The 16,262-nt window shown below is 72.4% G+C and carries 14 protein-coding genes; 6 read left to right on the plus strand and 8 right to left on the minus strand.

The window, feature by feature from the left end; genetic code table 11:
* Position 1: 1 nt before the first annotated feature.
* Complete coding sequence (locus ACGF3J_RS32945) at positions 2-793, minus strand: ABC transporter ATP-binding protein (protein ID WP_161329248.1); 792 nt, start codon at positions 791-793, stop codon at positions 2-4.
* A gap of 186 nt (positions 794-979) precedes the next feature.
* Here ACGF3J_RS32945 and ACGF3J_RS32950 point away from each other — a divergent pair, with 186 nt between their 5' ends.
* The 3 genes from ACGF3J_RS32950 to ACGF3J_RS32960 are packed head-to-tail and all read left to right on the plus strand — an operon-like array spanning position 980 to position 3,290.
* A complete protein-coding gene (locus tag ACGF3J_RS32950; RefSeq protein ID WP_161329247.1) occupies positions 980-1,660 on the plus strand; it encodes an ABC transporter permease in 681 nt (226 codons plus the stop codon).
* The gene (locus tag ACGF3J_RS32955) at positions 1,657-2,328 is read left to right on the plus strand and encodes an ABC transporter permease (protein ID WP_393855476.1); all 672 of its coding nucleotides are present in this window, start codon (positions 1,657-1,659) and stop codon (positions 2,326-2,328) included. The genes ACGF3J_RS32950 and ACGF3J_RS32955 overlap by 4 nt, the downstream gene beginning before the upstream one ends.
* Positions 2,325-3,290 (plus strand): ABC transporter substrate-binding protein, encoded by a 966-nt coding sequence (locus tag ACGF3J_RS32960; RefSeq protein WP_393855477.1) that lies wholly within the window; start codon positions 2,325-2,327, stop codon positions 3,288-3,290. Before ACGF3J_RS32955 ends, ACGF3J_RS32960 begins: the two co-directional genes overlap by 4 nt.
* Before the next feature lie 19 nt (positions 3,291-3,309).
* On the opposite strand, the gene ACGF3J_RS32965 is transcribed toward ACGF3J_RS32960, so the two are convergent.
* The 7 genes from ACGF3J_RS32965 to rhaI all read right to left on the minus strand — a co-directional run bounded on the left by ACGF3J_RS32965 (position 3,310) and on the right by rhaI (position 12,440).
* Complete coding sequence (locus tag ACGF3J_RS32965) at positions 3,310-4,464, minus strand: ABC transporter ATP-binding protein (protein WP_393855478.1); 1,155 nt, start codon at positions 4,462-4,464, stop codon at positions 3,310-3,312.
* 226 nt (positions 4,465-4,690) lie between these two features.
* Positions 4,691-5,347: a lactate utilization protein C gene (locus tag ACGF3J_RS32970; protein WP_393855479.1), complete on the minus strand. Its 657-nt coding sequence runs from the start codon at positions 5,345-5,347 to the stop codon at positions 4,691-4,693.
* Complete coding sequence (locus ACGF3J_RS32975; protein ID WP_393855480.1) at positions 5,344-6,837, minus strand: LutB/LldF family L-lactate oxidation iron-sulfur protein; 1,494 nt, start codon at positions 6,835-6,837, stop codon at positions 5,344-5,346. The genes ACGF3J_RS32970 and ACGF3J_RS32975 overlap by 4 nt, the downstream gene beginning before the upstream one ends.
* Complete coding sequence (locus ACGF3J_RS32980) at positions 6,834-7,589, minus strand: (Fe-S)-binding protein (protein ID WP_161328990.1); 756 nt, start codon at positions 7,587-7,589, stop codon at positions 6,834-6,836. The genes ACGF3J_RS32975 and ACGF3J_RS32980 overlap by 4 nt, the downstream gene beginning before the upstream one ends.
* Before the next feature lie 78 nt (positions 7,590-7,667).
* Positions 7,668-9,128 carry a rhamnulokinase family protein gene (locus ACGF3J_RS32985; RefSeq protein WP_161328989.1) on the minus strand — a complete coding sequence of 487 codons (1,461 nt, stop codon included), beginning with the start codon at positions 9,126-9,128 and terminating at the stop codon, positions 7,668-7,670.
* The gene (locus ACGF3J_RS32990) at positions 9,125-11,164 is read right to left on the minus strand and encodes a bifunctional aldolase/short-chain dehydrogenase (protein WP_393855481.1); all 2,040 of its coding nucleotides are present in this window, start codon (positions 11,162-11,164) and stop codon (positions 9,125-9,127) included. Before ACGF3J_RS32990 ends, ACGF3J_RS32985 begins: the two co-directional genes overlap by 4 nt.
* A 115-nt stretch (positions 11,165-11,279) precedes the next feature.
* Positions 11,280-12,440, minus strand: a complete 1,161-nt coding sequence (gene rhaI / locus ACGF3J_RS32995; protein ID WP_393855482.1) for an L-rhamnose isomerase — start codon at positions 12,438-12,440, stop codon at positions 11,280-11,282.
* A 276-nt stretch (positions 12,441-12,716) separates the two neighbouring features.
* Between rhaI and ACGF3J_RS33000 the strand changes: the two genes are divergently transcribed.
* Genes ACGF3J_RS33000 through ACGF3J_RS33010 form a run of 3 tightly spaced genes read left to right on the plus strand, consistent with a single transcriptional unit; the run spans position 12,717 to position 16,241 of the window.
* Entirely contained in the window at positions 12,717-14,234 is a 1,518-nt protein-coding gene (locus ACGF3J_RS33000) for a sugar ABC transporter ATP-binding protein (protein ID WP_393855483.1), read from the plus strand.
* Positions 14,231-15,271, plus strand: coding sequence for an ABC transporter permease (locus ACGF3J_RS33005; protein ID WP_161328985.1), 1,041 nt, complete (start codon positions 14,231-14,233; stop codon positions 15,269-15,271). Before ACGF3J_RS33000 ends, ACGF3J_RS33005 begins: the two co-directional genes overlap by 4 nt.
* A complete protein-coding gene (locus ACGF3J_RS33010; protein WP_161328984.1) occupies positions 15,264-16,241 on the plus strand; it encodes an ABC transporter permease in 978 nt (325 codons plus the stop codon). Before ACGF3J_RS33005 ends, ACGF3J_RS33010 begins: the two co-directional genes overlap by 8 nt.
* Positions 16,242-16,262: the final 21 nt, after the last annotated feature.

A 16,262-nucleotide genomic window follows, 5' to 3' on the forward strand; every position in this document is an offset into this window, starting at 1 on the left:
CTCACACCCCCGCCGTCACGGTGTCGCCCAGGTGCGCCAGTCGCTCCGCGACCGCGTCCGGGGTCGGCGCGTCCATCCGCCCCGCCAGCCGTCCGTCGGCGAGGAACACCACCGAGTCCGCGTACGAGGCGGCGACCGGGTCGTGCGTCACCATCACCACGGTCCGCGCGTGCACCCGTACCGCCTCCTGGAGCAGCAGCATCACCTGCCGGGCGCTGCGCGTGTCCAGCGCGCCCGTCGGCTCGTCGGCGAAGATCACCCGGGGCTCGGTGACCAGGGCGCGGGCGATCGCCACCCGCTGCCGCTGACCGCCGGAGAGCTGGGCGGGGCGGTGCCCCAGCCGGTCCCCGAGGCCGACGGTGGTCAGGATCTCGCGGGCTCGCCCGCGGTCGACGCGGCGTCCGGCGAGCTTGAGCGGGAGCACCGTGTTCTGTGCGACCGTCAGCGTGTCCAGCAGGTTGTACTGCTGGAACACGAACCCGACCCGGCCGCGCCGGAACCTGGTCAGCTCCGCCTCGGTGCCCCCGGTCAGCTCCGCGCCGTCCACCCACACGATGCCGCTGTCCGGCCGGTCGAGCCCGGCCGCGCACTGCAGCAGCGTGGACTTGCCCGAGCCCGACGGTCCCATGACCGCCGTGAACGTGCCGCGCCCCAGGCTCAGGGTGACTCCGTCCAGGGCGGTCACGGCGTTCTCCTCGGAGCCGTAGGTCCGGGTCACCTTGACGAGCCGGAGGGCCTCGGGTGCGGGGCCCTGGTCGTGGCCGCCGCGGGTGCGGGAACGGAACATCGTCATCACCTTCCGGGTGGCACGCCCTGTGCGGTGCCTCGTCCACGACGCTACGGAGCGGCGGCCCGGGCCACACTGGGCGCAGAACCCGTATCGGGGGGTGTACTCAGCGACACCACCGTCCGGTGGCCGGCGCCCCGTACGGGCCACCACAACGCGCCCGCCCCCGCGCGGGACCGGTGCAATGGGAAGGTGACCGCACCTCCGGACGACTGTCTCGCGCGCAACGAGTGGATCTGCGGGGAGTATCTGAGCACCCGCCGTGAGATCCTCCTCGACGCCGTGCTCCAGCACCTGGAGCTGACCGCCGCCTCGGTGCTGATCGCGCTCGTCGTCGCCCTGCCGCTCGCGGTGCTGGCGCGCCGCCGCCGCTGGGCGGCCGGGCCCGTGCTGGCCCTGACCACGATCCTGTACACGATCCCGTCCCTGGCCATGTTCTCCCTGCTCCTGCCGGTGTACGGGCTGTCGGCGAGCCTCGTCGTCGCCGGGCTGGTGCTGTACTCGCTGACGCTGCTGGTCCGCAACATCCTGGCCGGGCTGCGGGCGGTGCCCGAGGAGATCCGGCAGGCGGCGCGCGGCATGGGCTACGGCCCGGTCCGGCAGCTGCTGGCCGTCGAACTGCCGCTGGCCCTGCCCGCCGCGATGGCCGGCCTGCGGATCGCGACCGTCTCCGCGGTGTCGCTGCTGACGGTGGGGGCGATCGTCGGCTTCGGCGGTCTCGGCAACCTCATCTACTCGGGGATGAACACCTACTTCAAGGCACAGGTGCTGACCGCCTCCGTGCTGTGCGTGGTGATCGCCGTCGCCGCCGACCTGCTGCTGCTCGGCGCCCAGCGGCTGATGACCCCCTGGACCAGGGCGGCCCGCGGATGACCACCCTGACGGCGGCCTGGGACTGGCTCACCGACCCCGCGCACTGGCCGGGCGAGAACGGCATCACACACCGGCTCGTGCAGCACCTCGTCCTCACCGTCGTCTGCCTGGTCGTCAGCTGCCTGATCGCTCTGCCGGTCGCCCTGGTCCTCGGCCACCTCGGCAGGGGCGGCGCCCTGGCCGTCAACGTCTCCAACATCGGCCGGGCCGTCCCCACCTTCGCCGTGCTGGTCCTGCTGCTCCTCACCCCCGTGGGCCGCTGGGGCGAGGGCCCGACCGTCGTCGCCCTCGTGCTGTTCGCCGTACCGCCGCTGCTCACCAACGCCTATGTCGGCATGCGCGAGGTCGACCGGGGCGTGGTCCAGGCGGCCCGCGGCATGGGGATGACGGGGCGGCAGATGCTGTTCCGCGTGGAACTGCCCCTTTCGCTCCCCATGGTGATGAACGGGGTACGCATCGCCGCCGTCCAGCTCGTCGCGACCGCCACCATCGCCGCCCTCGCGGGCGGCGGAGGGCTGGGCCGGATCATCACCGCGGGGTTCAACCTCGCCAGCACGCCGCAGGTCGTGGCCGGTGCCGTCCTCGTCGCCGCCTTCGCGCTGGTCGTCGAGGGCCTCTTCGAACTCGCCGAACGGCTGTCCCCGCGGTGGGCGAGAGGTGCGGGATGACCCGGCCGACCGCGACCCGGCGGGGGCCGGCCCGCGCGGTCCTCCTGGTCCTCCTGGTCCTCACCGGCTGCGCCACCGGCCCGTCCCTGGAGGACCGCGGGTCGGTCACCGCGCCGCCCGGCGACAGCCGACGGCTGACCGTCGGCTCCGCCGGATTCACCGAGAGCGACCTGCTGGCCCAGATGTACGCCCTGCTGCTGAGCGACGCCGGGTACGAGACGTCGCTGATCACGGTCGCCAACCGCGAGCTGTACGAACCCGCCCTGGAGTCGGGGCAGATCGACGTCGTCCCCGAGTACGCCGCCACCTTCGCCGACTGGCTGAACGCCAAGAGCCGCGGCGCCGACGCGCCCCCGGTCGGTTCGCCCGACCTGGACACCACGATGCGGGCGCTGCGCGGGCTGGCCGCGCCCCGCGGACTCACCGTCCTGGATCCCGGCCGGGCGGTGGACCAGAACGCCTTCGCGGTGAGCCGGTCCTACGCCCGCCGGCACGGTCTGAAGACCCTCGGCGACCTCGGGGAGTCGGGACTGAAGGTGCGGCTCGCGGCGGGCGACGAGTGCGTGGAGCGGCCGTACTGCGCGCCGGGACTGCGCGAGCGGTACGGCATCGACATCACGGCCGTCGACCCCAAGGGCGTCGGCACGACGCAGGCGAAACGGGCGGTGCAGAACGGCGAGGACCAGCTCGTGCTGACCACCACCACGGACGCCACCCTGGACGCCTTCGGCCTGGTGCTGCTCGCCGACGACAAGAAGCTCCAGAACGCCGACTACATCGTGCCGGTCGTCAACCGGGCCCGGGCGGGCGGCGAGGGCGTCGCCAAGACGCTCGACAAGCTCAACGCGGTGCTGACCACGGCCGACCTGGCCGACCTGAACCAGCAGGTGGACAGCTGGCGCCGGCTGCCGGAGGACGTGGCCCGTTCCTACCTCCGGGACAAGGGCCTGCTGACGGGCTGACGGCCCGCGGCACCGCCCCTCAGGCGTCCGCCACCGAGTCGAACCGCACCTCGTCCCGCGGTACCCCGAGCGCGTCCGCGTCGACCGACCTGCGCAGCGCCTCGTGCAGCTTGGCGGGCGTCAGGACGCCGAGGAAGCGGGCCCCGTCCAGGACCGCGACCCAGCCCGCGTCGTGCTGGAGCATCACCCCGAACGCCTGCTTCAGCGGCGCGCCCACCGGCACCCACGCCTTCATCCGGCGGGCGTGTGCGCCGACCGTCCCGTCCGCGCCGAGGTCGTCGACGCCGACCCAGCCGTGCAGTTCGCCCTCGTCGTCCAGGACGACGGCCCATCGCGCGCCCTGCGCCCGCAGTTCGGCGGCGGCCCGCCCCGCCGGCCCGTCCAGCCGCGCCACCGGGGGCTGTTCCAGGTCGCCGGGCTCGATCTCGGTCACGGACAGCCGCTTCAGGCCGCGGTCCGAGCCCACGAAGGAGGCGACGTACGGCGTCGCGGGACTGCCGAGCACCGCGCCGGGCGTGTCGTACTGCTCGATGCGTCCCTCCCCGTACACGGCGATCCGGTCGCCCAGCCGCACCGCCTCCTCGATGTCGTGCGTGACCAGCAGCACCGTCTTGCGCACCGCGGCCTGCATCCGCAGGAACTCGTCCTGCAACTGCGCCCGTACCACCGGGTCGACCGCCCCGAACGGTTCGTCCATCAGCAGCACCGGCGGATCGGCGGCCAGCGCGCGCGCCACGCCGACCCGCTGCCGCTGCCCGCCGGAGAGCTGGTCCGGATAGCGCGGCCCGAACTGGGCCGGGTCCAGGCCCACCAGGTCCAGCAGTTCGGCGGCGCGCTCCCGCGCCTTGGCCCGTTTCCAGCCGACCAGCGCCGGCACCGTCGCCGTGTTGTCCAGCACCGTCCGGTGCGGGAAGAGCCCCACCTGCTGGATGACGTACCCGATCCGCCGCCGCAGCCGCACCGGATCGACGCTCGCCACGTCCTCGCCGTCCACGAGGATGCGCCCCGAGGTCGGCTCGATCAGCCGGTTGACCATCATCATCGTGGTCGTCTTGCCGCAGCCCGACGGGCCCACGAGCGTGACCAGCTCGCCCTCGGCCACCTCCAGACTCAGGCCGTCCACGGCAGTCGTCCCGTCCGGATAGCGCTTGGTGACGTCCTCGAACCGGATCATGACCTCACGCTAGACGCGGGCGCGGCCCGCCGCTCACCGGTGACGTCCCGTCGGAGGACGAAGGGCCGGTCCGCCCGACGGCTCCTCGGGGATCCGACGGCAGCCGCGGGCCGCCACCCGCCACCACGGGACGGTGACGGTCTGGACCGAGCGCGGCCGCGCTCCACCGTCCGCACCCCCGGTCCGGCCACCTCACCTGCGACGTCACCGCCGGCCGCACCGGGCGCTACGAGGTGACGTTCCCGCTCGGCTGACCGCCCACCAGCACCACCTCCAGGGTGCGCGGACCGTGCACCCCCTCGACCCGGTCCAGCTCGATGTCGCTCGTCGCCGACGGACCGGAGATCCACGTCAGCGGACGGACCGGGTCGAGGCGTTCGAGGGCCTGCGGGACGGAGGAGACCACCTGGCCGGGCACGCGCACGACGCAGATGTGGTGGTCGGGGACGAGGGTGATGCGCCGGCGCCCCTGGTCGGGCGAGCCGTCCAGCACGATCGTGCCGGTCTCGGCGACGGCGACCGCGCAGCCGGTGACCACGCTGTCCACCCGGTCGAGTTCCTGCGGGGTGCTCGCCGCGTCGTCCGGGACCGGGCTCGCCCCCGCCTCCGCCAGCCAGCCCGGGTCCAGCCCCGGCGGCACCAGCACGCTCCGCGAGCCGCGCGCCGACAGCAGACCGGCCAGCAGCGAGGGCAGCTCACCCTCCGTGCACCGGTGCACGATCGCCCGGTAGTCCGCGAGGTTCTCGGCCAGCAGCGCCACCGTCTGTTCGGTGGTCCGCCACCCGTGCTCGCGCAGGTAGTCCCGTGCGACGGGCACCTCGTCGGCCGGCGCGTTGGCGAGGGCGCGCCGCACCCGGCCCAGGATGCGTTCCCTGCTGCTCACTTCGCCTCGTCCCTTCCGCCGTGCGTGCGCTGCCACCAGTCCCGGAACGGCTCCGGGGGCACCGGCGGCAGATCCCGGCTGCCGCTCCACGCCCGTCCGGGGCCCGGCAGGGTGCGCGGATGCAGACGGCGGCTGCGCGACGCCAGCCGCTGCCCGGTCCGCAGCGCCCCCGGACGGGTGAAGGCCCACCGCGCCGCCCGCATCGCCGCCCGTTCGGCGGCGTGGCCCTTCGCCGGTTTCAGCACCACCCGGTTGCCCTCGCGCACCGCGGGCCCGCCCTGCACCACCCGCTCCCGCAGATGCACCAGCACCTCGGGGATGTCGATGGCGACCGGGCACACCTCGTAGCAGGCACCGCACAGCGAGGACGCGTACGGCAGGGAGGCGTCGATCTCGCTTCCCGTGCCCCGCAGTTGAGGGCTGAGGATGGCGCCGATCGGGCCCGGATAGACCGAGCCGTAGGCGTGGCCGCCGGCCCGCTCGTACACCGGGCACACGTTCAGGCAGGCCGAGCAGCGGATGCAGCGCAGCGCCTGGCGGCCGACCTCGTCGGCGAGGGTGTCGGTGCGGCCGTTGTCCAGCAGGACCAGGTGGAAGGTGCGCGGGCCGTCCCCTTCCCCGGCCCGGCCGTCGCCGGCGCCCGTCCACATGGAGGTGTACGGGTTCATGCGCTCTGCGGTCGAGGAACGGGGGAGGGTCTGGAGGAAGACCTCCAGGTCTCGCCAGGTAGGCACGATCTTCTCGATGCCGACGACCGAGATCAGCGTCTCCGGCAGGGTCAGGCACATCCGTCCGTTGCCCTCGGACTCCACGACCACGAGCGTGCCGGTCTCGGCGACCATGAAGTTGGCGCCGGAGATGCCGACCTTGGCGCGCAGGAACTTCTCCCGCAGGTGCAGCCGTGCCGCCTCCGCGAGTTCGGCCGGTGTGTCGGTCAGGCCCTCGGGCGCCGGGCGGCCCCACTCGCTCATCTCGGAGCGGAAGATGTCCCGGATCTCGCCCCGGTTGCGGTGGATGGCCGGCACCAGGATGTGCGAGGGCCGGTCCTTGCCCAACTGCACGATCAGCTCGGCCAGATCGGTCTCGTAGGCGTGGATGCCCCGGGCCTCCAGCGCCTCGTTGAGGCCGATCTCCTGCGTCGCCATCGACTTGACCTTGACGACCTCGCTCTCACCGGTCTCCTCGACCAGCCGGGCGACGATCTCGTTGGCCTCGTCCGCGTCGGCGGCCCAGTGCACCGTCCCGCCCGCGGCCGTGACCGCCTCCTCCAGCTGCACCAGGTACCGGTCGAGATGGCGCAGGGTGTGGTCCTTGACGCGCTTCCCGGCCTCGCGCAGCTCCGCCCAGTCGTCCAGTTCCGCGACCGCGCGGGCCCGCTTGTCCCGGATGGTGTGCGTGGCGTGGCGCAGATTGCCGCGCAGCGTGGTGTCGGCCACGGCCTCCCGCGCCGCCTCGGGAAACGCCGGCATCCCCAGATACGTCCCGCTCATACGGCCGCCTCCTCCTCCGTGTTCGCCAGGATCTCCGCGATGTGCACCGGGCGCATGCCCGTGCGCAGCCGCGTCATGGTCCCGCCGATGTGCATCAGACAGGAGTTGTCCGCGGCGCACAGGACCTCGGCGCCCGTCGACTCGGCGTTGCGCACCTTGTCCGCGCCCATCGCCGCCGACACGTCGGAGTTCTTCACGGCGAAGGTGCCGCCGAAGCCGCAGCACTCCTCGGCCCCCGGCAACTCCACCAGTTCCAGGCCCTTCACCGCCTCAAGGAGCCGCCGGGGCCGATCGCCCAGGCCCAGGCTCCGCAGCCCGTGGCAGGTCGGGTGGTAGGTCACCGTGTGCGGGTAGTACGCCCCGACGTCCGTCACCCCGAGCACATCCACGAGGAACTCCGTCAGCTCGTACGTCTTCGGCACCACCGGTGCCAGCGTCGCCGCGAGCGTGTCCCCGCGCCCCTCCGCCCGCGCCCGCTCACCCATGCGCGGATACAGCTCCCGCACCATCGCGCCGCACGAACCCGACGGCGTCACGACCGCGTCGTACTCGGCGAAGACGTCGGCGAAGCGCCGGGCCAGCGGCTCGGCCTCGTGCCGGTAACCGGTGTTGTAGTGCGCCTGTCCGCAACAGGTCTGCGCCATCGGGAAGTCGACGTCGACGCCCAGTCTGGTGAGCAGCCTCAGCACGGCCCGGCCGGTGTCCGGATAGAGCGTGTCGTTGACGCAGGTCAGGAACAGGGCGACACGCATCGCGACTCCTCATGTTCGATCATCGGATGAATGATGAGTGCAGGGTAGTCCGTACGGCGGTGCCGGGGGAGCCCCGGTTCACCGGTCGGCGAGTCGGGCCTCGGCCGCCCGCCAGCGTGCCGTGCCACCGCGCGGCTCGTACCGGGTCAGCGCCTGTGTGCGCGCCAGCAGCCGCCGTGTTCCGGCGAGATCGTCCACCAGGCCGTGGGCGCGCGCCTGCACGAGGACGTTGCCGAGCGCGGCGGCCTCCGTCGGCCCCGCCACCACGGGCAGCCCGCAGGCGTCGGCCGTCAGCTGGCACAGCAGCGCGTTGCGGGTGCCCCCGCCGACGACGTGCACGACGTCCACCGGGTGCCCGGCGAGCCGCTGGGCGTCCTCGACGGCCCTGCGATGGGCCAGCGCCAGCGAGTCGAGGATGCAGCGGGTCACCTCGGGGGGCGACGTGGGCACCGGCTGCCCGGAGGCGCGGCACGCCTCGGCGATCCGCTCCGGCATCCTCCCCGGCGCCAGGAACGCGGGGTCACCCGCGTCCACCACCGACCGCAGCGCGGGCACCCGTGCCGCCGCGCGCAGCAGTCCGCCCAGATCGGGCCCGCCCCACGCCCGTACGCACTCCTGGAGCAGCCACAGCCCCATGATGTTGCGCAGGTAGCGGACCGTGCCGTCCAGCCCCAGCTCATTGGTGAAGTTGGCGGCGCGGCTCTCCTCGGTCAGCACCGGAGCGGTGAGCTCCAGACCCGCCAGCGACCAGGTGCCGGTGCAGATGTAGGCGAACCGCTCGTCCGCGGCCGGTACGGCGGCCACCGCGGACGCGGTGTCGTGCGAGCCGACCGCCGTCACCGGCACCGGCCCGGTGAGCCCCGTCTCCTCCAGCACCTCGGGCCGCAGCAGGCCCGCCGCGTCCCCCGGCCGCCGCAGCGGCGCGAACAGGCCGAGGTCGATGCCCGCCCGGTCCGCCACCTCCCGCGACCAGTCCCGGGTGCGGGGGTCGATCAACTGGGTGGTGGAGGCGTTGGTCAGCTCCGTGCCCTGCTCCCCGGTCAGCCAGTACGTCAGCAGGTCCGGCACCAGCAACAGCCGCCGGGCGGCCGCGAACCGGGCCGTGCCGCGGGCGGCGACGAGCTGGTACAGGGTGTTGAAGGGGGCGTACTGCAACCCGGTCGCCGCGTACAGCTCCGGGGCGGGCAGCGTCTCCCACACCCGCTCCGCGACGCCCTCGGTGCGGGGGTCGCGGTAGTGCACCGGGTTGCCGAGGAGCGCTCCGTCCGCGTCGAGCAGGCCGTGGTCGACGGCCCAGCTGTCGACGCCCACCGAGTCCACCGGCCCCGCCGCGCGCAGGCCGTCCAGCACGCCCGCGTACAGCCCCAGGATGTCCCAGTGCAGCCCTTCGGGCGTGCGGACCGGACGGTTGGGGATGCGGTGCGCCTCGGTCAGCTCCAGCCGGTCGGGGCCGACGCGGCCGACCATGACGCGCCCGCTGGACGCGCCGAGGTCGACCGCGGCGTACGCCTTCGTGCCGGCGTCCCTCGCACCGCTCATCGCAGGAACGCGGCGGCCACGCCGGCGTCCACCGGGACGTGCAGGCCGGTGGTGTGGGTCAGGTCGCCGCCGGTCAGCGCGAACACGGCGTTCGCGACGTGCTCGGGCAGCACCTCGCGCTTGAGCAGTGTCCGCTGCGCGTAGAACTCGCCCAGCTTCTCCTCCGGCACCCCGTACACGGCCGCCCGCTGGGCGCCCCACCCGCCCGCGAAGATCCCCGAACCGCGCACCACACCGTCCGGGTTGACGCCGTTGACCCGGATGCCGTGCTCGCCCAGCTCGGCGGCGAGCAGCCGCACCTGGTGGGCCTGGTCGGCCTTGGTCGCGGAGTAGGCGATGTTGTTCGGCCCGGCGAAGACCGCGTTCTTCGAGGCGATGTAGACGATGTCGCCGCCGAGTTCCTGCGCGGTCATCACCCGTGCCGCCTCGCGCGAGACCAGGAAGGAGCCGCGGGCCATGATGTCGTGCTGGAGGTCCCAGTCCTTCGCCGAGGTCTCCAGCAGCGGCTTGGAGATGGAGATCCCCGCGTTGTTGACCACCAGGTCCACGCCGCCGAAGGCGAGCACCGCCGCCCTGAAGGCGTCGGCGATCTGCTCCTCGGAGGTGACGTCGACGGTCACCGCGACGGCCCGGTCCGCCCCGCCCAGCTCCTCGGCCACCTCCGCCGCGTTCGTCGCGTTCAGGTCGGCCACCACCACGCAGGCGCCCTCGTCGGCCAGCCGTCGCGCGATCGCCTTCCCGATCCCGCTGCCCGCGCCGGTGACCAGCGCGACCCGCGTCGCCAGCGGCTTGGGCCTCGGCATCCGCCGGAGTTTGGCCTCCTCCAGCGCCCAGTACTCGATGCGGAACTTCTCCGACTCCTCGATCGGCGCGTACGCCGACACGGACTCCGCGCCGCGCATCACGTTGATCGCGTTGACGTAGAACTCGCCGGCCACCCGGGCGGTCTGCTTGTCCTTGCCGAAGCTGAACATGCCGACGCCCGGCACCAGCACGATCGCCGGGTCGGCGCCGCGCATCGCGGGCGAGCCGGGTTCGGCGTGCCGGTGGTAGTAGGCGGCGTACTCCTCGCGGTAGGCGGCGTGCAGCTCCTTCAGCCGCGCCACCGTCTCGTCCAGCGGGGTGCTCGGGGGCAGGTCCAGGACCAGCGGGCGGACCTTGGTGCGCAGGAAGTGGTCGGGGCAGGAGGTGCCGAGGGCGGCGAGCCGCGGGTGTCCGGCACGCGCGAGGAAGTCGAGCACCACGTCCGCGTCGGTGAAGTGGCCGACCTGCGGCCGGTCCCGGGAGGCGAGAGCACGCACGTACGGCGCCAGCGCCGCCGCCCGCTCCCGCCGGTCGCCCTCGGCCAACGCCTCGTAGCCCTCGATCACCGGCCCGAACGGCTCGGCCTTCCCGCGCTCCTCGAGGAACCGCTCCGCGGTGCGGATGATGTGCAGCGAATTGCGCTCGCACTCCTCGGAGGTGTCGCCCCAGGCGGTGATGCCGTGCCCGCCGAGCACGCACCCGATCGCTCCCGGATTCGCCTCCTTGACCGCCGCGATGTCCAGCCCCAGCTGGAATCCGGGCCGCCGCCACGGCACCCACACCACGGTGTCGCCGAAGCACTCGGCGGTCAGCTTCTCGCCGTCGGCCGCGCAGGCCAGCGCGATCCCGGAGTCGGGGTGGAGGTGGTCCACGTGCGCGGCCTCGACGAGCCCGTGCATCGCCGTGTCGATGGAGGGCGCCGCGCCGCCCTTGCCGTGCAGGCAGTAGTCGAAGGCGGCGACCATCTCGTCCTCCCGCCCGACGCCCGGGTAGACGTCCTTGAGCGCCCGCATCCGGTCCAGCCGCAACACCGCGAGCCCGCCCTCGGTGAGCGTCCCGAGATCCCCACCGGACCCCTTGACCCACATCAGCTCGACGTCACCTCCGGTGACGGGATCGGTCTCGACACCCTTCGCGGAGGCGTTGCCACCGGCGTAGTTGGTGTTTCGCGCATCGGCACCGAGCCGATGCGAACGAGCGAGGAGCGCGGCGGCTTCGGGGTGGACAGCCATGTCTTCCAGTCCTTACGAGAGAGGGAGGGAGAAGCGCCCCGTAAGGGGCGCGGGGAACTGCGCGATCAACCACGGACAACCCGCAGCCCGCGAACAACACGAGCCCGGGAGACGCCTACGCCCCCCACCCCGCCTGCTGCCCACCCACCCGCTCGGCGACGACCTTCTCGCCCCACCCGGACGCCCGGTAGGCATGGAGGGGCTCGGGGTCCAACCCCATCTCCCCCCGCACCTCACGAAGCAGCGGACGCACGTCCGTGTTGTACGCGTCCATCAGCACGGCATTGGCCTCCAGCACATCCCCGTCGGCCTGCGCAGCAGCCAGCGCCGCCCCGTCGACCAGCAGCGCCTTCGCCGTGGCCTCCTGCACGTTCATCACCGACCGGATGATCGCCGGGATCTTCGCCTCGATGTTGTGGCACTGGTCGAGCATGAACGCCACGTCCGACGAGAACCCGCCCCCGCGCACCACCTCGTACATGATCCGGAACAGCTGGAACGGATCGGCCGCGCCGACCATCAGGTCGTCGTCCGCGTAGAAGCGCGAGTTGAAGTCGAACCCGCCGAGCTTCCCCTCCCGCAGCAGCGTCGCCACGATGAACTCGATGTTCGTGCCCGGCGCGTGGTGCCCCGTGTCGACCACGACCTGTGCCTTCTCGCCCAGCTTCAGGCAGTGCGCGTACGCCGTGCCCCAGTCCGGCACGTCCGTCGTGTAGAACGCCGGCTCGAAGAGCTTGTACTCCAGCAGCATCCGCTGCCCCTCGCCGAGCCGCTCGTACACCTCGGCCAGTCCCTCGGCGAGCCGGTCCTGCCGGGACCGGATGTCGTCCTGCCCCGGATAGTTCGTGCCGTCGGCGAACCACAGCTTCAGGTCCCGGGAACCGCTGGCGTCCATGATGTCGACGCACTCCAGCAGGTGGTCGACGGCCTTCCTGCGCACCGCCGCGTCGGGGTGGCAGATGCTGCCCAGCTTGTAGTCGTCGTCCTGGAAGGTGTTCGAGTTGATGGCGCCGACCCGTACCCCTCGGTCCTCGGCGTGCTCGGCCAGCGCGGCGTAGTTCTCGACCCGGTCCCACGGGATGTGCAGGGCCACGGTCGGGGCGACGCCGGTGAACTCGTGCACCTTGGCCGCGTCGTCCAGTTTCTCGAACGGGTCGCGCGGGACACCTGCCTGGGCGAACACCTTGAACCGGGTGCCCGAGTTCCCGTACGCCCACGACGGCGTCTCGACGGCCTGGGTCTTGAGCGCTGCCTTCACCGCGGCTGGTTCGGTCACTTCGGGGCTCCTGTGACGTCGGGTCGTGGCCGGCTGTGCGCACGACCAACTGTGAAACGATTCAGAACGCGAAGCTATGAGCCGCCCGAAGGGGTGTCAAGCCTTCCGGCCGACCCCGCTGTCCGTGACTCGGTCGTGACCTTCGGCTATCGCAAGTTTTTCGATCCGGAACCATTGACGTGACATGGCCTCGCTGCCTAACGTCCCCGGCAACCGAGTTGAAACCTTTCACGACGCCGTGAGGGCCGTCCCGCCGGCGTCGTCGAGGAGCCCCCAATGACCCACCCGTCCGACACGGGTACGGCCCCGGTTCTGGCGCTCAGGGACGTCTCCAAGTCCTTCGGCGCGGTCCGCGCGCTGCGGGACGTCTCCCTGGAACTGTTCCCCGGCGAGGTGCACGCCCTCGCCGGTGAGAACGGTGCCGGAAAGTCGACCCTCATCAAGACGCTCGCCGGAGTGCACCGGCCGGACGCCGGCCAGGTGCTGCTCGACGGTGCGCCGGTCGTCTTCCACGGTCCCGGCGACGCCCGCGACGCCGGCATCGCCGTGATCTACCAGGAGCCCACCCTCTTCCCCGACCTGTCGATCGCCGAGAACATCTTCATGGGCCGCCGGCCCCGGCGCGCGCTCGGCCGCATCGACCACCGGGCGACCCACGACGCCACCGCGAACCTGATGCGGCGCCTCGGCGTCGAGCTGGACCCCGACCGCCCCGCGCGCGGCCTGTCCATCGCGGACCAGCAGATCGTGGAGATCGCCAAGGCCCTCTCGTTCGACGCCCGCGTCCTGATCATGGACGAGCCGACCGCCGCTCTCACCGGCAGCGAGGTCGCCCGGCTCTTCGGCGTCGTACGCAGTCTGCGCGAGCAGGGCGCCGCCGTGCTGTTCATCTCCCACCGCCTGGAGGAGATCTTCCGCATCTGCGCCCGCGTCACCACGCTGCGGGACGGCGCCCGCATCTCCAGCGAGCCGCTGGACGGCATGACCGAGGACGACCTGGTACGCCGCATGGTCGGCCGCGACCTCGACGAGCTGTACCCGAAGCAGGAGGTCCGGGCCGGCGAAATCGCCCTGAGCGTGCGCCGACTGACCCGCGAGGGCGTGTTCACCGACGTCTCCTTCGAGGTGCGCCGCGGTGAGATCGTCGCCCTCGCCGGACTGGTGGGCGCCGGGCGCACCGAGGTCGCCCGCGCCGTCTTCGGCGTCGACCGCTGGGACGCCGGGACGGTGGAGGTCGACGGCAGGCCGCTGGTCAACGGCGCCCCGTCCACCGCGATGGCCGCCGGCCTCGCCCTCGTCCCGGAGGACCGGCGCGCCCAGGGCCTGGTGATGGGCATGTCCATCGAGCGCAACATCGGCCTCACCGGGCTCCGCAGGACGGCGCGGGCCGGGTTCATGGACCGGGGCGCCGAACGCAGCCGCTCCCTCGACTGGGCCGTCAGGCTCCAGGTCAAGTACGCCCGCATCGCCGACACCGTCTCGACCCTGTCCGGCGGAAACCAGCAGAAGGTCGTCCTGGCCAAGTGGCTGGCCACCGGACCCAAGGTGCTGATCGTCGACGAGCCGACCCGGGGCATCGACGTCGGCACCAAGGCCGAGGTGCACCGGCTGCTGAGCGAACTGGCCGCCGACGGCGTGGCCGTACTGATGATCTCCTCCGACCTGCCGGAGGTCCTCGGCATGGCCGACCGCGTCCTCGTGATGCACGAGGGGCGGCTGACCGCCGAGATACCCCGCACCGACGCCACCGAGGAGACCGTGATGGCCGCAGCCACGGGGAGGGCCGCCGCATGACGGTGACCGCACCCGACCGGAGCCCGGTGGCCGACATCCCCAAGGCCGGCGCCACCCGGCTGGTCGACCGCATCTTCAAGATGCGCGAACTGGCCATCCTGCTGGTCTTCCTGGTGATGATCGGCGTCACCCAGGCCGGCAACAGCGCGTTCCTGTCCGAACAGGGCATCAAGGACCTGCTGCTCAACGCGACCATCCTGGTACTGGTCGCCACCGGCCAGTCGCTGGTCGTCATCACCCGCAACGTCGACCTGTCGGTCGGCTCCACCCTCGGCATCAGCGCCTTCGCCGCCGGTACGTACCTCCAGGGCGGCGGCAACCCGTTCGTCGCCGTGGTCCTCGCGGTGCTGATGGGCGTCGGCTTCGGCCTCCTCAACGGCCTGCTCGTCAGCCTCGGCCAGGTCCCCGCGCTGGTCGTCACCCTCGGCACCCTCTACATCATCCGCGGCATCGACTCCATCTGGGTCGGCTCCCGCCAGATCACCGCGGCCGACCTGCCCGGCGGCTTCGTCGACTTCGGCTCCGGCGGCATCTGGGCCGTGCCGTGGCTGGCGCTGATCGCGCTCGCCGTGCTGGTCGCCACGGCGTACTACCTCAAGCACTTCGGCGGCGGACGCGAGCTGTACGCGCTCGGCTCCAACCCGGAGGCCGCCCGGCTGGCCGGCATCCCCGTGCGCAGGCGGATCCTCGCCGCGTACACCTTCTGCGGTGCCCTCGCCGGACTCGCCGGCGCCCTGTACCTGGCGCGCTTCGGCAACGTCGACTCCGGCACCGGCAACGGGTACGAACTGACCGTCGTCAGCGCGGTGGTGGTCGGCGGCGTCGTCTTCACCGGCGGCTCCGGCAGCGTCTACGGCGCGGCCCTCGGCGCGCTGCTGCTGACCTCGATCAACAGCGTACTGCCCGCGCTCGGGGTCAGCTCCGTGTGGGTGCTGGCCATCAACGGCATCCTGCTCATCCTCGCCATCGCCGTCGACCGGATCGTCGCGCTGCGTGTGGCCAACGCCCTGAAGAAGAGGAACGCACGCCATGGCTGACGGCTCCGTCGCGCGAGCGATCCGCTGGGACACCGTAGTGGGTGCCCTGTTCATCGTGGTGCTGCTGTTCTCCTTCGGCTTCGTCGACGGCTTCGGCAACGCCCTCAACCTGTCCTTCCTGATCGGCAACACCCTGCCGATCGCGCTCATCGCCCTGCCGATGACCCTGCTGGTCGTCTCCGGCGAGATCGACCTGTCGGTCGCCTCGACCGCCGGTCTGTCCGGCGCGGTGATGGGTGCCCTGTGGAACCAGGGCATGACCATCGAGGCGATCATCCCGATCTGCCTGCTGCTCGGCGTCGTCTGCGGCCTGGTCAACGGGCTGCTCGTCACCCGGCTCGGCCTGCCCTCCCTCGCCGTGACGATCGGCACCCTGGCGGCCTACCGGGGCATCGCGCAGATCGTGCTCGGCTCCGACGCGGTCACCGACTTCCCCTCGCAGTACCTGGACTTCGCGGCCGGCCGGATCGGCGACACGTTCATCCCGTACGCCTTCCTGCCGTTCCTCGTGCTGCTGGCCATCGCCGTGGTCGCCCTGCACGCCATGCCGTTCGGCCGGGCGCTGTTCGCGGTCGGCGCCGGCGAGGAGGCCGCGCGGTTCGCCGGGATCAGGGTCCGGCGGCAGAAGCTGATCCTCTTCACGCTGACCGGGCTGATGTCCGCGCTGACCGGGATCTTCTGGGCGCTGCACTACGCGAGCGCGCGGTACGACAACGCCATGGGGCTCGAACTGTCCGTCGTCGCCGCCGTGTTGCTGGGCGGCATCGACTTCGACGGAGGGAAGGGCACGCTGGGCGGCGCGATCGCCGGGGTGTTCCTGCTCGGGGCGTTGCAGAACGTGATGAGTCTTCAAGATGTCTCGGCGCAGTCGCAGATCGTCGTGACCGGTGTGCTGCTCGTGTTGTCCGTGCTGGGACCTCGGGTCGCTCGGCAGGTCTCGGTCGCGAGGGCGCAGAGGTTGACCTCCTAGCGATGTACGACGGCTGCGGGC

Source organism: Streptomyces sp. NPDC048171 (assembly GCF_043202655.1).
In the GTDB taxonomy this organism is placed as follows: Bacteria; Actinomycetota; Actinomycetes; order Streptomycetales; family Streptomycetaceae; genus Streptomyces.

Bases quoted from the DNA above. Each gene is read 5' to 3' on its own strand.
- ACGF3J_RS33005 (WP_161328985.1), top strand. From the start codon at position 14,231: ATGACGGTGACCGCACCCGACCGGAGCCCGGTGGCCGACATCCCCAAG.
- ACGF3J_RS33010 (WP_161328984.1), top strand. From the start codon at position 15,264: ATGGCTGACGGCTCCGTCGCGCGAGCGATCCGCTGGGACACCGTAGTG.
- ACGF3J_RS33000 (WP_393855483.1), top strand. From the start codon at position 12,717: ATGACCCACCCGTCCGACACGGGTACGGCCCCGGTTCTGGCGCTCAGG.
- ACGF3J_RS32990 (WP_393855481.1), bottom strand. From the start codon at position 11,164: ATGGCTGTCCACCCCGAAGCCGCCGCGCTCCTCGCTCGTTCGCATCGG.
- ACGF3J_RS32955 (WP_393855476.1), top strand. From the start codon at position 1,657: ATGACCACCCTGACGGCGGCCTGGGACTGGCTCACCGACCCCGCGCAC.
- ACGF3J_RS32975 (WP_393855480.1), bottom strand. From the start codon at position 6,837: ATGAGCGGGACGTATCTGGGGATGCCGGCGTTTCCCGAGGCGGCGCGG.
- ACGF3J_RS32980 (WP_161328990.1), bottom strand. From the start codon at position 7,589: ATGCGTGTCGCCCTGTTCCTGACCTGCGTCAACGACACGCTCTATCCG.
- ACGF3J_RS32985 (WP_161328989.1), bottom strand. From the start codon at position 9,128: ATGAGCGGTGCGAGGGACGCCGGCACGAAGGCGTACGCCGCGGTCGAC.
- ACGF3J_RS32965 (WP_393855478.1), bottom strand. From the start codon at position 4,464: ATGATCCGGTTCGAGGACGTCACCAAGCGCTATCCGGACGGGACGACT.
- ACGF3J_RS32960 (WP_393855477.1), top strand. From the start codon at position 2,325: ATGACCCGGCCGACCGCGACCCGGCGGGGGCCGGCCCGCGCGGTCCTC.
- ACGF3J_RS32945 (WP_161329248.1), bottom strand. From the start codon at position 793: ATGACGATGTTCCGTTCCCGCACCCGCGGCGGCCACGACCAGGGCCCC.